Consider the following 15,628-nt stretch of genomic DNA (forward strand, 5'->3'; position numbering starts at 1 on the left):
ACTCCCACCACGAGGCCGGCCCGGGGCAGAACGAGATCGACCTGCGCTACGCCGACGCGCTGTCCACCGCGGACAACATCATGACCTTCCGCACCGTGGTCAAGGAGGTCGCACTCCAGCAGGGCATCATGGCCACCTTCATGCCCAAGCCGCTCATCGAGGCGCCCGGCTCGGGCATGCACACCCACTTCTCCCTCTTCGAGGGCGACCACAACGCCTTCTACGACCCCGCCGGGCAGTACCAGCTGTCGAGCACCGGGCGGTCCTTCATCGCCGGCCTGCTCCACCACGCCGCGGAGATCACGGCCGTCACCAACCAGTACGTCAACTCCTACAAGCGGCTGTGGGGCGGGGGAGAGGCGCCGAGCTACGTGTGCTGGGGCCACAACAACCGCTCCGCGCTCGTCCGCGTCCCGCGCCACAAGCCGGACAAGGGTCCCTCGACCCGCGCCGAGTACCGCGCGCTCGACTCCGCGGCCAACCCCTACCTCGCCTTCGCCGTCCTCATCTCGGCCGGCCTCAAGGGCATCGAGGAGGGCTACGACCTGCCCGACGGCGCCGAGGACAACGTGTGGGCCCTGTCGGACTCCGAGCGCAAGGCGATGGGCATCAAGCCGCTGCCCGGCAGCCTCGAGCAGGCCGTCGAGGTCATGGAGTCCTCCGAGCTCGTCGCCGAGACCCTCGGCGAGGACGTCTTCGAGTTCTTCGTGCGCAACAAGATCCAGGAGTGGACGGCGTACCGCTCCCAGGTGACCCCCTTCGAGCTGCGTAGCCTGCTGCCCGGCATCTGAGGCGTCCGTGCGCGCGACCCCCACGCAGGAGCTCATCCGCCTCGGGTTCACCGACGCCCGGCGCGCGGAGCGGCTGCTCGCCGACCCGGTGCTGGCCGAGGTCGTCGCGCGCGCCGAGGGGGCGGGCGCGCCGTTGCCCGCCGCGCTCGGCGAGGTCGCCGACCCGGACCTCGCCCTTCTCACGCTCCTGCGCCTCGTCGAGGCCGCCGGCCCTGCTTCCGGCTCCCAGCCGCCCTCCCCGGCCGCCGGAACCCCACCCCCCGGCACCGCGCCCCCCTCCCGCCGAGAGCCGGATCCTGCACAGCCCGGGTCCGCCCTCGTCGACCTCCTCGCCGGTGACACCGCCCACCGCCGCCGCCTGCTCGCCGTGCTCGGCGCCTCGAGCGCGCTCGGCGACATGCTCGTCGCCCGGCCGCAGGACGTCGCGCTGCTCGTGGACGAGAACGTCGAGGGCATCCTCGACCTCACTCCCGAGGACGAGCGCGAGCGGGCGCTGACGGCGGTCGGCGCCGACCCCGCCGACCCGATGCCGGTCGCCACGCTGAGCGGCGTCGAGGGCGTCGAGGCCCTGCGCCGCTGCTACCGCCGTCGGCTGCTCGCGGTGGCCGCCGCGGACCTCACCAGCGCCGACGCCTACGAGGCCTTCCCGCTCGTGGCCGCCGCGCTCTCCGACCTCGCCGCCGGTGCGCTCGACGCCGCCCTCGCCGTCGCCCGCGCCGACCTGCCCGACCACGGCCGCGGCGCCCGCCTCGCCGTCATCGGCATGGGCAAGACCGGCGGCCGGGAGCTCAACTACATCTCCGACGTCGACGTCATCCACGTCGGCGCGCCCGCCGAGGGGGTGGCGGAGGAGGAGGCGATCGAGGTCGCCACCCGCCTGGCCGCCGCCGTCGCGCGCAACGTGTGCGGCGCCGTCGGCACCGAGCCGCCGCTGTGGCCGCTGGACGCGAACCTGCGCCCGGAGGGCAAGGACGGCCCGCTCGTGCGCACCGTCGCCTCCCACGTCGCGTACTACGAGCGGTGGGCCAAGACGTGGGAGTTCCAGGCGCTGCTCAAGGCGCGGCCGGTCGCCGGGGACGCCGCGCTGGGCGCGGAGTACGTCGCGGCCGTCTCACCCTTCGTGTGGTCCGCCGTCGAGCGGGAGAACTTCGTCGAGGACTCCCAGGCGATGCGCCGGCGGGTCGAGGGCGCGATCCCGCCCGCCGAGTCCGAGCGCCAGCTCAAGCTCGGTCGTGGGGGCCTGCGCGACGTGGAGTTCACCGTCCAGCTCCTCCAGCTGGTCCACGGCCGTACCGAGGAGTCGATCCGGGTGGCCGGCACGCTCGAGGCCATCGACCGGCTCGCCGCCACCGGCTACATCGGCCGCGACCCGGCCGAGCGCCTCGACGAGTGCTACCGGTTCCTGCGGGTCCTCGAGCACCGCATGCAGCTCCACCGGCTGCGCCGCACCCACGTCATCCCCAGCGGCGAGGCGGACCTGCGGCGGCTCGCCCGCGCGCTGCCCGAGCGCGGTCTGCGCAGCGCGGAGACCCTCGAGCAGCGGGTGCGGGCCGTGCGACGGGAGGTGCGCGCCCTCCACGAGGACATCTTCTACCGGCCGATGCTGCCGCTCATCGCCCGGCTCAGCGACGAGGACGCCCGGCTGCGGCCCGAAGCCGTGCGCGAGCGGCTCGCCGCGATCGGCTACCGCGACCCGGCCGGCGCCGTGCGCCACCTCGACGCGCTCACCGCCGGCGTCTCGCGGACGGCGGCGATCCAGCGCCAGATCCTGCCCGCGATGCTCGGCCTGTTCGCCCGTGGCGCCGACCCCGACGCCGGCCTGCTCGCCTTCCGCAAGGTCTCCGAGCGGCTCGGCTCCACCCACTGGTACCTGCAGATGCTGCGCGACTCCGGGGTCGCCGCGCCGCGGCTGAGCTACCTGCTCGCGACGAGCCGGTACGTCGCCGAGGGGCTCGAGGCGCTGCCCGAGGCGGCGGCGTGGCTGGGGGAGGACGAGGCGCTCACCCCGCTCGCCCCGGAGCAGCTCGCCCGGGAGGCCCGCGCCCTCGTCGCACGACGCCGCGACCCCGCCGAGGCGGTGCGCGCCGTGCGCTACCTGCGCCGCCGCGAGCTGCTGCGCGCGGGCATCGGCGACGTCCTCGACGCCGTCATCGGGGACCGGGACCACACGATCCTCACCGTCGCCGCCGACCAGGCGCTGACGACGGCGCTGGACGTCGCGCTGCGTCACACGTGCGCCGAGCGCTCGCTCGACGAGCCCCTGGTGCGGTTCGCGATCCTCGCCATGGGCCGCCTCGGCGGCCGCGAGATGGGGTACGGCTCGGACGCCGACGTCCTGTTCGTCCACGAGCCGCTCGACGGCGTCGGGGACGGTGACGCGCAGGCCTTCGCCGTGGCCGTCGCGGGGCACGTGCGCGCACTCCTCGGCGACCCCGGTCCCGAGCCCGCGCTGCCGGTGGACTCCGCCCTGCGCCCCGAGGGGCGCAACGGGCCGATCGTGCGGTCGATCGCCTCCTACGCCCAGTACTACGAGCGGTGGGCCGAGCCGTGGGAGCGCCAGGCGCTGCTGCGTGCCCGCCCGGCGGCCGGCGACGACGGCCTGCTCGCCCGCTTCACCGACCTCGTCGACCCGCTGCGCTACCCGGCTGACGGGCTGGGCGATGCCGAGCTGCGCGAGCTGCGCCGGGTCAAGGCGCGCGTGGAGTCCGAGCGGATGCCGCGCGGCGTGCCGGTGAACCGGCAGCTCAAGCTCGGCCGCGGGGGACTGTCCGACGTCGAGTGGACCGCCCAGCTCCTCCAGCTCCAGCACGCCGGGCGGGTGCCCGAGCTGCGGGTGACCGGGACGCTCGAGGCGCTGCGCGCCGCCCGGGACGCCGACCTGCTCTCCGGGCGCGACGCCCAGCAGCTCGGGGCGGCGTGGACGCTGGCGAGCCGGGTGCGGGCCGCGATCGCGCTCGTCACCGGGCGGGTGACCGGCGCCAAGGTCGACGTCCTGCCGCACGACCCCACCCAGCTCTCCGCCGTCGCCCGGCTGCTCGGTTATCGCCCGGGCGCCGGCGCCGATCTCGAGGAGGACTACCTCCGCACCACCCGCCGCGCCCGCGCCGTCGTCGAGCACGTCTTCTTCGAGTAGCCATCCCCCCGCAAGCCCCCCGCGAGAGCCGACTTGCGCGCGAGAGCCGACTTCCGCGCGAGAGCCGACTTGCGCGCGAGAGCCGACTTGCGCGCGAGAGCCGACTTGCGCGCGAGAGCCGACTTGCGCGCGAGAGCGGACTTCCGCACGAGAGCCGACTTCCGCACGAGAGCCGCGCTGGGCCGCGAGAGCACGGCGTCACACCCGTGGGCGATGATGGACCGATGCGACTCATCCTCATCCGTCACGGACAGACCAGCTCGAACGTCGGGGGCCTGCTCGACACGGGCGAGCCCGGCGCGCACCTCACCGAGCTCGGACGCGAGCAGGCCGCGGCCGTCGCGCGCACCCTGGCCGACGAGCGCATCGATGCCGTCTACGCCTCGACGCTCGTGCGCACCCAGCAGACGGCCGAGCCGCTGCTCGCCGAGCGTGGTCTGGAGCTGCGGGTGCGCGACGGGATCCGCGAGATCAGCGCGGGTGACCTGGAGATGCGCGGGGACGATGAGGCGGTCCGTGCCTACGTCGGCACGATCTTCGGCTGGGCGCAGGACCCCGACCGGCGCCTGCCGGGTGGCGAGAGCGGCCACGAGGTGTGGCAGCGCTACGACGACGTCGTCGCCGAGGCCCACGCCGAGGGTGTCGGCACGGCGGTGATGTTCAGCCACGGGGCGGTTATCCGGTCCTGGACGGCGGTGCGCGCGGAGAACGTCACCGCGGAGCACGCGGCGTACAACCCGCTGAGCAACACCGGCGTCGTCGTCCTCGAGGGGAGTCCGCGCGAGGGCTGGTGGGCCCACCTGTGGGAGGGCGAGCCGCTCGGCGGTGAGCGGGTGGAGGACACGGCGCACGACGGACCGGCCGCCGAGCCGGCGCCGCACGCGGTCGGGCGGTGAGGCCCGTCCCCGTCGCCTGCCGTGACACGGGCCCGATCGGGTGCACGGCCCGGGAAATAGGGGAGCGCCGGCCGCCACGCGCCAGCAGGATGGTGCCATGAACGTCGAGACCGCCGCGGCGCTGCTGCGCCCGGTGCGCACCGAGCGGCTCACCCTGCGCCCTGCGACCCCCGAGGACGCCGACGCGGTCTGGGCCTACCGCCGGCTCGACGAGGTCAACGAGTGGATCACCAGCCGCCCCGGGCCCCTCGAGGAGTACCGCGCGCACTTCGGCGACCCGGCACGGGTGGCGTTCACCGCGGTCATCCAGCTCGGCCACGGTCCCCAGGCGCCGGTCATCGGGGACCTCATGCTCCGCCGTGAGGACGGCTGGGGGCAGACGGAGGTCGAGGACCGGGCGGTCGGGACGCAGGGAGAGGTCGGCTGGGCGCTCGACCCCGCCCACACCGGGCGGGGCTACGCCACGGAGGCCGTCCGCGAGCTGCTGCGCGTGGCCTTCGAGGACCACGGGTTGCGCCGGGTGGTGGCGAACTGCTTCGCGGACAACGAGTCGTCCTGGCGCCTCATGGAGCGCCTCGGCATGCGCCGCGAGACGCACGCCGTCCGCGACTCCCTCCACCGTGACGGTCGCTGGCTCGACTCCTTCGTCTACGCGCTCCTCGCCGAGGAGTGGCGCGCCGGGGCGACGCAGGCGTAGCCGCGAATGATGCGCGTCCTCCTCCTCGCTGACACCCACGTCCCGAAACGGGCCCGTGAGCTGCCAACGCAGGTGTGGCAGGAGGTCGACGCCGCGGACCTCGTCGTCCACGCCGGGGACTGGGTGGTCCCCGAGCTGCTCGACGAGCTCGAGGAGCGCGCCGCCGCCGTGCTCGCCTGCTGGGGCAACAACGACGGCGCCGAGCTGCGCCGTCGTCTCCCCGAGGTGGCACGGGCCGAGCCCGCGGGCGTACGCATCGCCGTCGTCCACGAGACCGGCCAGGCCCGCGGGCGGGAGGAGCGGATGCGCGCCGTCTTCCCGGACACCGACCTGCTCGTCTTCGGGCACAGCCACATCCCGTGGGACACGACGGCCGGCGGCCTGCGCCTGCTCAACCCCGGCTCCCCGACCGACCGGCGCCGCCAGCCGTTCTGCACCTACATGACGCTCACGCTGGACGGCGGTGAGGTCCGCGATGTCGTCATCCACCGGCTGCCCCCACGGGTGAGCACCGCCCGGGCATGACACAGCCCCCGGCGCGACGGACGCGCCGGGGGCTGTACGGCCCGATCAGATGTCGAAGTAGAGCTCGAACTCGTGCGGGTGGGGACGCAGGCGCAGCGGGTCGATCTCCTGGCTGCGCTTGTACTCGATCCACGTCGAGATGAGGTCCGGGGTGAACACGTCGCCCTCGGTGAGGAAGTCGTGGTCGGCCTCGAGGGCGAGGAGCGCACCCTGGAGGGAGTCCGGCACCTGCTCGATCTGGGCGTGCTCCTCCGGCGGCAGCTCGTAGAGGTCCTTGTCGATCGGCTCCGGCGGCTCGATGCGGTTGCGGATGCCGTCGATGCCGGCCATGAGCATCGCGGAGAACGCGAGGTAGGGGTTCGCGGACGGGTCCGGCACGCGGAACTCGATGCGCTTGGCCTTGGGCGAGGTGCCCGTCACGGGGATGCGGATGCACGCGGAGCGGTTGCGCGCCGAGTACACGAGGTTGACCGGCGCCTCGAAGCCCGGCACGAGGCGGTGGAAGGAGTTGACCGACGGGTTGGTGAACGCGAGCAGCGCCGGCGCGTGCTTGAGCAGACCGCCGATGTACCAGCGGGCCAGGTCCGACAGCCCGCCGTAGCCGCGCTCGTCGAAGAACAGCGGCTTGCCGTCCTTCCACAGGCTCTGGTGGGAGTGCATGCCCGAGCCGTTGTCACCGAAGATCGGCTTGGGCATGAAGGTCGCCGTCTTGCCGGCCTCCCACGCCGCGTTCTTGATGACGTACTTGAACTTCATGACGTCGTCCGCGGCGGCGCGCAGCGTGTCGAAGCGGTAGTTGATCTCCTGCTGGCCCGCGGTGCCGACCTCGTGGTGGGCGCGCTCGACCTCGAGGCCCACCTGCTGCAGCAGGGTGACCATGGAGTCGCGCAGGTCGGCCATCTGGTCGTTGGGGGAGACGGGGAAGTAGCCGCCCTTGTAGCGGGTCTTGTACCCGAGGTTCCCGCCCTCCTCCTCGCGGCCGGTGTTCCACGCGGCCTCGTTGGAGTTGATGTGGTAGAAGCTCGAGTGCTGGTTCGTCGCGAAGCGGACGTCGTCGAAGATGTAGAACTCGGCCTCGGCGCCGAAGTACACCGTGTCGGCGATGCCGGTGCTGCGCAGGTACGCCTCCGCCTTGGCGGCGATGTTGCGCGGGTCGCGGGAGTAGGCCTCGTCGGTGAAGGGGTCGACGATGGAGAAGTTGACGACGAGCGTCTTCTCCTTGCGGAACGGGTCGACGAACGCGCTCGTGACGTCCGGGATCAGCTTCATGTCCGACTCGTGGATGGCCTGGAAGCCGCGGATGGAGGATCCGTCGAACATCAGGCCGTCGGTGAAGGCGTCCTCGGTGAAGGCCGCGACCGGGATGTTGAAGTGCTGCATGACACCCGGCAGGTCGCAGAAGCGGACGTCGACGAACTTGACGTCCTCCTCGCGAGTGAAGGCGATGGCCTCCTCGGCGTTCTTGAACATCGACCGCTCCTCTTGCGTGGGGGATTGTTGCTGGACCTCGGCGGTCCCGACGTCCAGGACGCTAACGGTGCCGCGTTTCGCCGGGGTCACCCGAATGTGTCCGGCATGTTACGCAGATGTCGACGACGGTGTGCGGAGGGCCCAGCGTCGGACGATCGTCGTCCCGGCCCAGACGTCGTGCAGACCTCGCCCGTCCAGACCCCACACGACGGCGGGGACGACGACGCACAGGCTCACGGTCCGGATGAGCGCCTGCAGCGGGCTCACCGGCCCGCCGTCGACCGTGCAGACCTGCAGGCCGAGGAGGGTGTGACCGATGGTCGCGCCCCGGGTGGCGAGCAGCAGCCAGGTCATGACCGCGAACACGCCGAGGGTCGCCAGGGGGTCGTTGTCGAGGAAGCCGGCGGAGATCGCGTTCGCGATGGCCCAGTCGACGGCGAGGGCGACGACGCGGCGGCCGAGCCCGGCGCGGGTCATGGTCACGCTCAGCGTCCGCGCATGCCCTTGCGGTCGGGGCGCGCCCGCATCGGGTCCACGCCCTTGGGGATCGGGGGGCGGGAGGACTGCAGGGCGCGCAGACGCTTGGCGACGGCGGCCACCTCGGCCTTGGTCAGGGTCGGCTTGAGGCGCTGGATCTTCTTCGTGAGCTTGGGGAGCGGGACCTGGCCCTCCTCCCGGCCGACCTGGATGAGGTGCACGGTGACGTTCGGCGCGACGCGCGCGACCTTGCGCTTCTCACTCTCCAGGAGCCGCTGCACGCGGTGGCTCGGGCCCTCGCCGATGAGCACGACGCCCGGGCGCCCGACGGCGCGGAAGACGACGTCCTGGGTGCGCGGGTCGACCGCGACCGGCTGCTCCTCGATGTTCCAGCCGCGCCGGATGGTCCCGAGCGCCGAGCCGGCGGCGCCGGGGGTGCCCTCGATGCGCGAGTAGGCGGCGCGCTCGGCGCGCCGCGACAGCAGCATCATGACGACGATGAGCGCGACCGGGAGGCTGAGCAGCGTGACGTAGACGGGGTGGCCGACGGCGAAGCCGATCGCCACGCCCAGCGCGAGGATCCCGAAGAACGAGCCGAGGAGCCACCAGGTGATCGAGGGCTGCGCCTCGCGGGTCATCTGGAAGACTTCCCACAGCTGGTGGTACCAGCGCTTCTTCTTCGGCTTCGGCGCGACGCCCTCGGCGGCGTCCTTCTTCTGTCGTCTCAGGGCCATGATCGTCAATCCTACCGGCCCCCGAGGGGTCCTCAGTGGCGTCCCGCGTCGACTGCGTCACGGGACCTGTGGATGAGCGCAGCGGGCCGCCGCCCGATGCGCTTGGGTGTGCCCATGGCACGACGACGGCCGGTCCCGGCCCCTGCCGCGGCGGGGACCGTGCGTGCCCCCGAGGTGGCCGGGCTCGCGCTGCACGGGCCGGTCGGGCACGGCGCCGGCGGGGCGGTGTGGGCGGCGCGCGACGGCGGCGGGCGTGACGTCGTCGTCAGCGTGCTGTCGCTGCCCGAGGGCGCGGCGGGCACCGCGCAGCTGCGGCGGCTCGCGGCCCTGCGGCACGGGACCCATCCGCACCTCGCGCGGGTCCGCCAGGTCCTCCCGCTGGACGGCGGGCGGTGCGCGGTGGTGAGCGACCGCGTGCCCGGGCCCACGCTCGCGACCGTCCTCGCCGCCCGCGGCTCGCTGGACCCGCCCGAGCTCGCGGCCCTGCTCTCCGCGGTGGGCAGCGGGCTCGGGCACCTGCACGAGCGTGGTGTCGTCCACGGCGACGTGTCGCCCGCGAACGTCGTCGTCAGCGGCGACGGCGTCCCGGTGCTGGTCGACCTCGCGGGCCGCGCCGCTCCGGAGCTCGGGACGCCCGGGTTCGTCCCACCCGAGCGGGACCGGCGCGGCGCGGCCGGGGCACCTGGGGACGTGTGGGCCCTCGCGCGGCTCGTGCTCGCGGCCGCCGGCGGGTCCGCGGGCCCTCGGCTGCCGGAGCTCCTCGCCGGCGCGCTGGACGCCGATCCCTCCCGCCGTCCCGCCGCCCGGGACCTCGCCAGCCGCGCGCCCGAGATCGCCGCTGCCGAGCCGGTCCGCCTCCCGCCTGCCGCCGTCCTCGCCCAGGCGCGGATGCGTGACGACGCCGCGCCCACCCGGCGGCGCCCGGACACCCGCCGTCGCGCCCGCGCCGCAGCCCGGACGATGCCTGCGGGAGCCGGTCGGGCAGTCCCCGCCCGCCGCAGCCGGACGGGTGGGCAGCAGGTGACCGACGGACGGGAGGCCCGGCGGACGCCGCAGGCACGGCACGCAGGCCGCCGCAGCCACATCTCGCCCTGGCCGCGTGCGGGGGCCGTGCTCGGGGCGCTCGGCCTGCTCATCGGCGTCGTCGTCTGGTCCGCGCCGGGGGAGAGAGGCGGCGGCTACGGGCACCGCTCCTCCGCGCCGCCCGCCACGGCACCGGTCACCGACGCCCTCACCGACCTGGTCGCCCGCCGGGACCGTGCCCTCGTCCAGGGCGACACCGGGGCCCTGGCGGCCACCACCGTGCCGGGCGGTCCCGCCGCCCAGGAGGACGAGGCGCTCCTCGACCTGCTCGAGGGCAGCGCGACCACCCTGGAGGACCTGCGCACCGAGGTCGTCGCCGTGGAGCACGTGACCCCGGCGCCCGGGGGCACGGCCCTGGACGCCGTCCTCGTCCAGCACCCCCACGAGCGACGGGTCGGCGGGGCGACGGTCGACGTCGCGGCGCAGGAGCCCCGCTGCACCAGGCTCGTCCTCACCGCCGACTCCGGGCAGTGGCGCATCCTGCGCACCGAGCCGTGCCCGTGAACGGCGACGGGGCCCGCACCAGTGGTGCGGGCCCCGTCGGGGAAGGGGGACTCAGAGACCGAGCTCGGCCTCGAAGGCGCCCTCCTCCAGACGCTTCTTGATCGTCTGCATGAAGCGGCCCGCGTCCGCACCGTCGACCAGGCGGTGGTCGTAGGTGAGGGGCAGGTAGACCATGGAGCGGATGCCGATCGTCTCGTTGCCGTCGGTGTCGGTGACGACGACGGGACGCTTGACGATCGCGCCCACGCCGAGGATCGCGACCTCGGGCTGGTTGATGATCGGGGTGTCGAACAGGGCGCCGTTGGAGCCGAGGTTCGTGATGGTGAACGTCGAGCCACCGAGCTCGTCCGGCTTGACCTTGTTGTCCCGCGTGCGGGCGGCGAGGTCGGCGACCCGCTTGGAGATGCCCGCGATCGTGAGGTCGCCGGCCTCCTTGATCACCGGGACGAGCAGGCCGCGCGGGGTGTCGACCGCGATGCCGATGTTCTCCTCGCCGTGGTAGACGACCTGGTCGCCGTCGATCGAGGCGTTGAGGGCCGGGTGGGCCTTGAGCGCCTCGGTGGCGGCCTTGATGAAGAACGGCAGGTAGGTGAGCTTGACGCCCTCCCGCTCCTGGAAGCTGTTCTTCGCCCGGGCGCGGAGCTTGGCGATCCGCGTGACGTCCACCTCGATGACCGTGGTGAGCTGGGCGGAGGTGTCGAGGGACTCGACCATGCGCTTGGCGATGACCTTGCGCAGGCGCGACATCTTCTCGGTGGTGCCGCGCAGCGGGGAGACCTCCGGGACGGTCGTCGGCGCCTTGGGGGCGGACGACGGCGCGGCAGCGGCGGCGGGGGCGGCGGCCTGGGCAGCCTTCTCCGCGGCGGCGAGGACGTCCTCCTTGCGGACACGTCCGCCGACGCCGGTGCCCTGGAGGGAGTCGAGGTCGACCCCCTTCTCCTTGGCGAGCTTGCGGACGATCGGCGTCACGTAGGACGCCTTCGCCGTCTCGGCAGCGCTCGGGCGCGAGGGCGCCGGGGTGGTGGACGCCTCCTGCGCCGGGGCCTTCGGCTGCTCGGGCTCGGCCTGCGGGGCGGCCTCCTCGGCGGGAGCCGTCGAGGTCGCTGCGTCCTGGTGCTGCTCGGCGCGCTCCTCGGACGGCTCCTCGGTCTGCTGCTGCTCGGCCTGCGGGGTCTCCTCCGCGGCCGGAGCCGACTCACCGGAGTCCGAGCCGCCGGACTCCCCGCCGATGATGGCGAGGTCGGTGCCGACGTCGACGGTCTCGTCCTCCTGGACGAGGATCTTGCTCAGCACGCCGGCGTAGGGCGAGGGCACCTCGGTGTCGACCTTGTCGGTCGAGACCTCGAGCAGCGGCTCGTCCACCTCGACCTGCTCACCCTCGCTCTTGAGCCAGCGGGTGACGGTGCCCTCGGTGACGGACTCGCCGAGGGCCGGCATCTGCACGGCCTGGCCCTCACCGGAGCCGGAGGAGCCGGAGGAGGCCTGCGACTTGGCCTCCTGGGCGACCTCCTGCTCGGAGGGCTGCTCGTCCTGCGCGGGCTGCTCCTGCTGCTCGGGCTCGGCGGGCTGCTCCTCCTGCGCGGCGGGCTGCTCGGCCTCGGCCGGGGCGGCGTCGCCGCCACCCTCACCGGAGCCGATGACGGCGAGCTCGGTGCCGACGTCGACCGTCTCGTCCTCCTGGACGAGGATCTTCTCCAGCACGCCGGCGAACGGCGAGGGCACCTCGGTGTCGACCTTGTCGGTCGACACCTCGAGCAGGGGCTCGTCGACCTCGACGCGGTCCCCCTCGTTCTTCAGCCAGCGGGTGACGGTTCCCTCGGTGACGGACTCGCCCAGGGCGGGCATCTGCACGGAGTCGGACATGACCTGGTGTCTCCTTGGATCGAGGGATCAGTTGTGGGAGTGCAGCGGCTTGCCGGCGAGCGCGAGCGCCGCCTCGCCGATGGCCTCGTTCTGCGTCGGGTGGGCGTGGACGAGGGAGGCGACGTCCTCAGGGTAGGCCTCCCAGTTGACCATGAGCTGGCCCTCGCCGATGAGCTCACCGACGCGGGCGCCGATCATGTGCACCCCGACGATGGGGCCGTCCTTCTGCCGGACGAGCTTGACGAAGCCGGTGGTCTTGAGGATCTGGCTCTTGCCGTTGCCGGCCAGGTTGAACTCGACGGTCTCGACCTCGCCGTGCTGCTCCTTGGCCTGCGCCTCGGTGAGGCCGACGGAGGCGACCTCGGGCTCGCAGTAGGTCACGCGCGGGATGCCGGACTCGACGATCGCCGGCGGGTTGAGGCCGGCGATCTCCTCGGCGACGAAGATGCCCTGCTGGAAGCCGCGGTGGGCGAGCTGCAGGCCGGGGACGATGTCGCCGACGGCGTAGATGTTGGCGACGCCGGTGTGGAGGCGCTCGTTGGTGAGGACGAAGCCGCGCTCCATGGGCACGCCCTGCTCCTCGTAGCCGAGGTTGGCGGTCGCCGGGCCGCGGCCGACGGCGACGAGCAGGAGGTCGGCCTCGAGGGTCTTGCCGTCCTCGGTGGAGACGACGACGCCGGAGTCGGTCTGCTTGACGCCGGAGAAGCGGGTGCCGGTGTGGAAGGCGATCTTCCGCTTGCGGAAGGCGCGCTCGAGGGCCTTGGACAGCGCCACGTCCTCGTTCGGCACGAGGTTGGGCAGCGCCTCGATGATCGTCACGTCGGCCCCGAAGGACTTCCACACGGAGGCGAACTCCACGCCGATGACGCCGCCGCCGAGGACGATGACGCTCTTCGGGACGGACTCGAGCTGGAGGGCCTGCTCGCTCGTGATGACGCGGCCGCCGATCTCCAGGCCGGGCAGCGAGCGGGCGTAGGAGCCGGAGGCGAGCAGCACGTTGCGCCCGCGGTAGGGGGTGCCGTCGACCTCGACGGTGTCCTTCGCGGTGAGGCGGCCCCAGCCGGTGATGTAGTCGATCTTGCCGGCCTTCACCAGGCCCTGGAGGCCCTTGTACAGGCGCCCGACGACGGCGTCCTTGTAGCTGTTGACCGTGGCCATGTCGATGCCCTGGAAGGAGCTGTTGACGCCGACCGCGGCGCTCTCGTGGATCGTGTCGGCGACCTCGGCGCTGTGGAGCAGGGCCTTGGTGGGGATGCAGCCGCGGTGCAGGCAGGTGCCACCGAGCTTGTCGGCCTCGATGAGGGCGATGGACAGGCCGAGCTGGGCGCCGCGCAGCGCAGCCGCGTAGCCTCCGCTTCCAGCTCCCAGGATGACCAGGTCGTAGACGTTGTCTTCAGGGCTGGCGGTCACAAACTTCTCCTCGAGCGGGGAACGGGAGCCCGGGCACGACACCCAGGCCTTGAGTCCCATCTTGTCATCGCCGGAGGTGTGGGGACCACCGGACACGGTGTCCGTCGGGTCACAGCGGAGAGCCGTACGCTGGGGCCATGCGGCTGTTCCCACGACGACGGACGACGGGCTCGTCCGTGCCCGACGTCTCGCCCGCGCAGCGCCGCGCGGAGGTCACGGCGCACTTCCGTGACTTCGTCGCCACGCGCGCCGGCGTCGAGGCCTACATCGAGCCCCCGACGGCGAACGACCCGACGACGATGGTCCTCGTCGCCCGCACGGGGGAGTGGACGCGCCGGCGCATCCCGGACCAGAAGGCCGCCTGGGCGCTGGCCCGCGAGCTGGAGATCCCGGTCTACGACGTCAACCTCACCGGCTACCCGTCGAGCATGCGGCGCTGGAGCGCCGCCCAGCGCCGCAAGTAGCACGCGAGCCCGCCCCCGCGACGGCCCCGAGGGGCGTGGTCGGCGGGGACGGGCTCGGCCGTGCGTGGTCGCGTCAGCGGGTGGCGGCGCGCTCGAGGAAGGTGAGCAGGGTGCGCAGCCCGGTGCCCGTGCCGCCCTCGGGGGTGTAGCCGCGCGGCTTGCCCTCGTTGAACGCCGGCCCGGCGATGTCGAGGTGCGCCCACGGCGTCGCGCCGACGAACTCCTTGAGGAACAGGCCCGCGACGAGCATGCCGCCGAACCGGTCGCCCATGTTGGCGATGTCGGCGACCTGCGACTTCATGGACTCGGCGAGCTCGGCGGGCAGCGGCATCGGCCAGAAGTCCTCCCCGGCGGCACCGGCTGCGGCGATGACCTCCTCGCGCACGTCCTCGGTGCCCATGACGGCGCCGACCTGCGAGCCGAGCGCGACCATCTGGGCGCCGGTGAGCGTGGCGATGTCGACGATGACGTCCGGGTTCTCCTCGCCGGCGGCGACGAGGGCGTCGGCCATGACGAGGCGGCCCTCGGCGTCGGTGTTGAGCACCTCGACCGTCTTCCCGCCGCGGATCGTGATGACGTCCGAGGGGCGCTGGGCGCTGCCGGAGGGCATGTTCTCGGCGAGCGCGAGCCAGCCGGTCACCTTGACGGGCAGGTCGAGCGCGGCGGCGGCCATGACGGCGTGGAGCACGGTGGCGGCGCCGGCCATGTCCATCTTCATCGTCTCCATGCCCTTGGCGGGCTTGATGGACAGGCCGCCGGAGTCGAACGTGATGCCCTTGCCGACGAGGCCGATGTGGGCCTTCGCGCGGACGGGGGAGTAGCTGACCCTGACGAGCCGCGGCGGGCGCTGGGAGCCCTGACCGACGCCGATCAGGCCGCCGTAGCCGCCGGCGAGGAGCGCCTTCTCGTCGAGCACCTTGACCTTGACCTTGGTGCCCTTCGCGGCGGCGGCCGCCTCCTCGGCGAAGGACTCGGGGTACAGGTCGGCGGGGGAGGCGTTGACGAGGTCGCGGACCCCGGCGACGGCCTCCGCCACGACGACGGCGCGGGCGTGGGCGGCCTTGGCCTCCTTGGAGCGGGCGAGGTCGGTGACGAGCTCGAGGCGGGCCACCGGCGCGCGGTGCTCGGTGCGGTAGCGGTCGTAGCTGTAGGTGCCGAGCAGGGCGCCCTCGGCGACGGCGCCGACCCGCTCGGCGGTGTCGGCGGGCAGGGCGAGGGCGACGTCGGCGGTGCCCGCGAGGCTGCGGGTCGCGGCGCCGGCGGCACGGCGCAGGGTCTCCAGGGTCGGGCCGTCCTCGCCGACCTCACCGACGCCGGTGAGCACGACGACGGTGGCTGCGAGCTCCTTGCCGACGGCGACGCGGACGACCTCGTCGGCCTTGCCGCTCACGCCGAGCGCGGGCAGGAGCGTCGTCAGCGTGGAGGTCACCGCCGACGGCAGCGCCGCTCCGGGCACGAGCAGGGGCTGTCCGTCCCGTCGGCCGACGGCGACGACGACGGCGTCGGCCGGGATGCGTGCAACGTTCTTCGTGGTCAGCGTCAGTTCAGTCACGCTCCCGATGGTATCCGTCACGGAACGGG

Annotated in this window: 13 protein-coding genes; 7 read left to right on the forward strand and 6 right to left on the reverse strand. The window is 73.5% G+C overall.

Annotation, left to right across the window (positions count from 1 at the left end):
- The 5 genes from FHE66_RS02975 to FHE66_RS02995 all read left to right on the forward strand — a co-directional run.
- On the forward strand, nucleotides 1–791 hold a 791-nt coding region (locus tag FHE66_RS02975; protein WP_176554621.1), incomplete at its 5' end, for a glutamine synthetase family protein.
- Between the two features lie 7 nt (nucleotides 792–798).
- Nucleotides 799–3,924 (forward strand): bifunctional [glutamine synthetase] adenylyltransferase/[glutamine synthetase]-adenylyl-L-tyrosine phosphorylase, encoded by a 3,126-nt coding sequence (locus FHE66_RS02980; RefSeq protein ID WP_139071508.1) that lies wholly within the window; start codon nucleotides 799–801, stop codon nucleotides 3,922–3,924.
- A gap of 224 nt (nucleotides 3,925–4,148) precedes the next feature.
- Nucleotides 4,149–4,820 carry a histidine phosphatase family protein gene (locus tag FHE66_RS02985; protein WP_139071509.1) on the forward strand — a complete coding sequence of 224 codons (672 nt, stop codon included), beginning with the start codon at nucleotides 4,149–4,151 and terminating at the stop codon, nucleotides 4,818–4,820.
- 97 nt (nucleotides 4,821–4,917) lie between these two features.
- Complete coding sequence (locus FHE66_RS02990; RefSeq protein ID WP_139071510.1) at nucleotides 4,918–5,517, forward strand: GNAT family N-acetyltransferase; 600 nt, start codon at nucleotides 4,918–4,920, stop codon at nucleotides 5,515–5,517.
- A gap of 9 nt (nucleotides 5,518–5,526) precedes the next feature.
- Nucleotides 5,527–6,042 (forward strand): metallophosphoesterase, encoded by a 516-nt coding sequence (locus FHE66_RS02995; RefSeq protein ID WP_139071511.1) that lies wholly within the window; start codon nucleotides 5,527–5,529, stop codon nucleotides 6,040–6,042.
- A gap of 45 nt (nucleotides 6,043–6,087) precedes the next feature.
- On the opposite strand, the gene glnA is transcribed toward FHE66_RS02995, so the two are convergent.
- From glnA to FHE66_RS03010, 3 genes are all read right to left on the reverse strand, one after another.
- A complete protein-coding gene (gene glnA, locus FHE66_RS03000) occupies nucleotides 6,088–7,512 on the reverse strand; it encodes a type I glutamate--ammonia ligase (protein WP_139071512.1) in 1,425 nt (474 codons plus the stop codon).
- 108 nt (nucleotides 7,513–7,620) lie between these two features.
- On the reverse strand, nucleotides 7,621–7,989 hold the full coding sequence (locus FHE66_RS03005) for an RDD family protein (protein ID WP_139071644.1): 369 nt from the start codon (nucleotides 7,987–7,989) through the stop codon (nucleotides 7,621–7,623).
- Between the two features lie 8 nt (nucleotides 7,990–7,997).
- Nucleotides 7,998–8,723 carry a DUF4191 domain-containing protein gene (locus tag FHE66_RS03010; protein WP_139071513.1) on the reverse strand — a complete coding sequence of 242 codons (726 nt, stop codon included), beginning with the start codon at nucleotides 8,721–8,723 and terminating at the stop codon, nucleotides 7,998–8,000.
- 114 nt (nucleotides 8,724–8,837) lie between these two features.
- Between FHE66_RS03010 and FHE66_RS15965 the strand changes: the two genes are divergently transcribed.
- On the forward strand, nucleotides 8,838–10,310 hold the full coding sequence (locus FHE66_RS15965; protein ID WP_304364096.1) for a protein kinase: 1,473 nt from the start codon (nucleotides 8,838–8,840) through the stop codon (nucleotides 10,308–10,310).
- Between the two features lie 51 nt (nucleotides 10,311–10,361).
- Here FHE66_RS15965 and sucB read toward each other — a convergent pair whose 3' ends face one another.
- Nucleotides 10,362–12,173 (reverse strand): 2-oxoglutarate dehydrogenase, E2 component, dihydrolipoamide succinyltransferase, encoded by a 1,812-nt coding sequence (gene sucB, locus FHE66_RS03020; RefSeq protein WP_139071515.1) that lies wholly within the window; start codon nucleotides 12,171–12,173, stop codon nucleotides 10,362–10,364.
- A 27-nt stretch (nucleotides 12,174–12,200) separates the two neighbouring features.
- Complete coding sequence (lpdA, locus tag FHE66_RS03025; RefSeq protein ID WP_230976378.1) at nucleotides 12,201–13,583, reverse strand: dihydrolipoyl dehydrogenase; 1,383 nt, start codon at nucleotides 13,581–13,583, stop codon at nucleotides 12,201–12,203.
- A gap of 137 nt (nucleotides 13,584–13,720) precedes the next feature.
- Between lpdA and FHE66_RS03030 the strand changes: the two genes are divergently transcribed.
- Complete coding sequence (locus FHE66_RS03030) at nucleotides 13,721–14,047, forward strand: oxidoreductase (RefSeq protein WP_139071517.1); 327 nt, start codon at nucleotides 13,721–13,723, stop codon at nucleotides 14,045–14,047.
- 73 nt (nucleotides 14,048–14,120) lie between these two features.
- Here the strand turns inward: FHE66_RS03030 and FHE66_RS03035 are convergent, their stop codons facing one another.
- A complete protein-coding gene (locus FHE66_RS03035; RefSeq protein ID WP_139071518.1) occupies nucleotides 14,121–15,599 on the reverse strand; it encodes a leucyl aminopeptidase in 1,479 nt (492 codons plus the stop codon).
- Nucleotides 15,600–15,628 lie beyond the last annotated feature (29 nt).

Source organism: Georgenia sp. 311 (assembly GCF_006151955.1).
Taxonomy (GTDB): domain Bacteria; phylum Actinomycetota; class Actinomycetes; order Actinomycetales; family Actinomycetaceae; genus Oceanitalea; species Oceanitalea wutianyii.

What these genes read in the sequence shown, in the direction of transcription:
- FHE66_RS02995 (WP_139071511.1), top strand. Translation starts at nt 5,527, where the DNA reads ATGCGCGTCCTCCTCCTCGCTGACACCCACGTCCCGAAACGGGCCCGT.
- FHE66_RS03005 (WP_139071644.1), bottom strand. Translation starts at nt 7,989, where the DNA reads ATGACCCGCGCCGGGCTCGGCCGCCGCGTCGTCGCCCTCGCCGTCGAC.
- FHE66_RS02990 (WP_139071510.1), top strand. Translation starts at nt 4,918, where the DNA reads ATGAACGTCGAGACCGCCGCGGCGCTGCTGCGCCCGGTGCGCACCGAG.
- FHE66_RS15965 (WP_304364096.1), top strand. Translation starts at nt 8,838, where the DNA reads ATGGCACGACGACGGCCGGTCCCGGCCCCTGCCGCGGCGGGGACCGTG.
- FHE66_RS02985 (WP_139071509.1), top strand. Translation starts at nt 4,149, where the DNA reads ATGCGACTCATCCTCATCCGTCACGGACAGACCAGCTCGAACGTCGGG.
- glnA (WP_139071512.1), bottom strand. Translation starts at nt 7,512, where the DNA reads ATGTTCAAGAACGCCGAGGAGGCCATCGCCTTCACTCGCGAGGAGGAC.
- FHE66_RS03030 (WP_139071517.1), top strand. Translation starts at nt 13,721, where the DNA reads ATGCGGCTGTTCCCACGACGACGGACGACGGGCTCGTCCGTGCCCGAC.
- sucB (WP_139071515.1), bottom strand. Translation starts at nt 12,173, where the DNA reads ATGTCCGACTCCGTGCAGATGCCCGCCCTGGGCGAGTCCGTCACCGAG.
- FHE66_RS03010 (WP_139071513.1), bottom strand. Translation starts at nt 8,723, where the DNA reads ATGGCCCTGAGACGACAGAAGAAGGACGCCGCCGAGGGCGTCGCGCCG.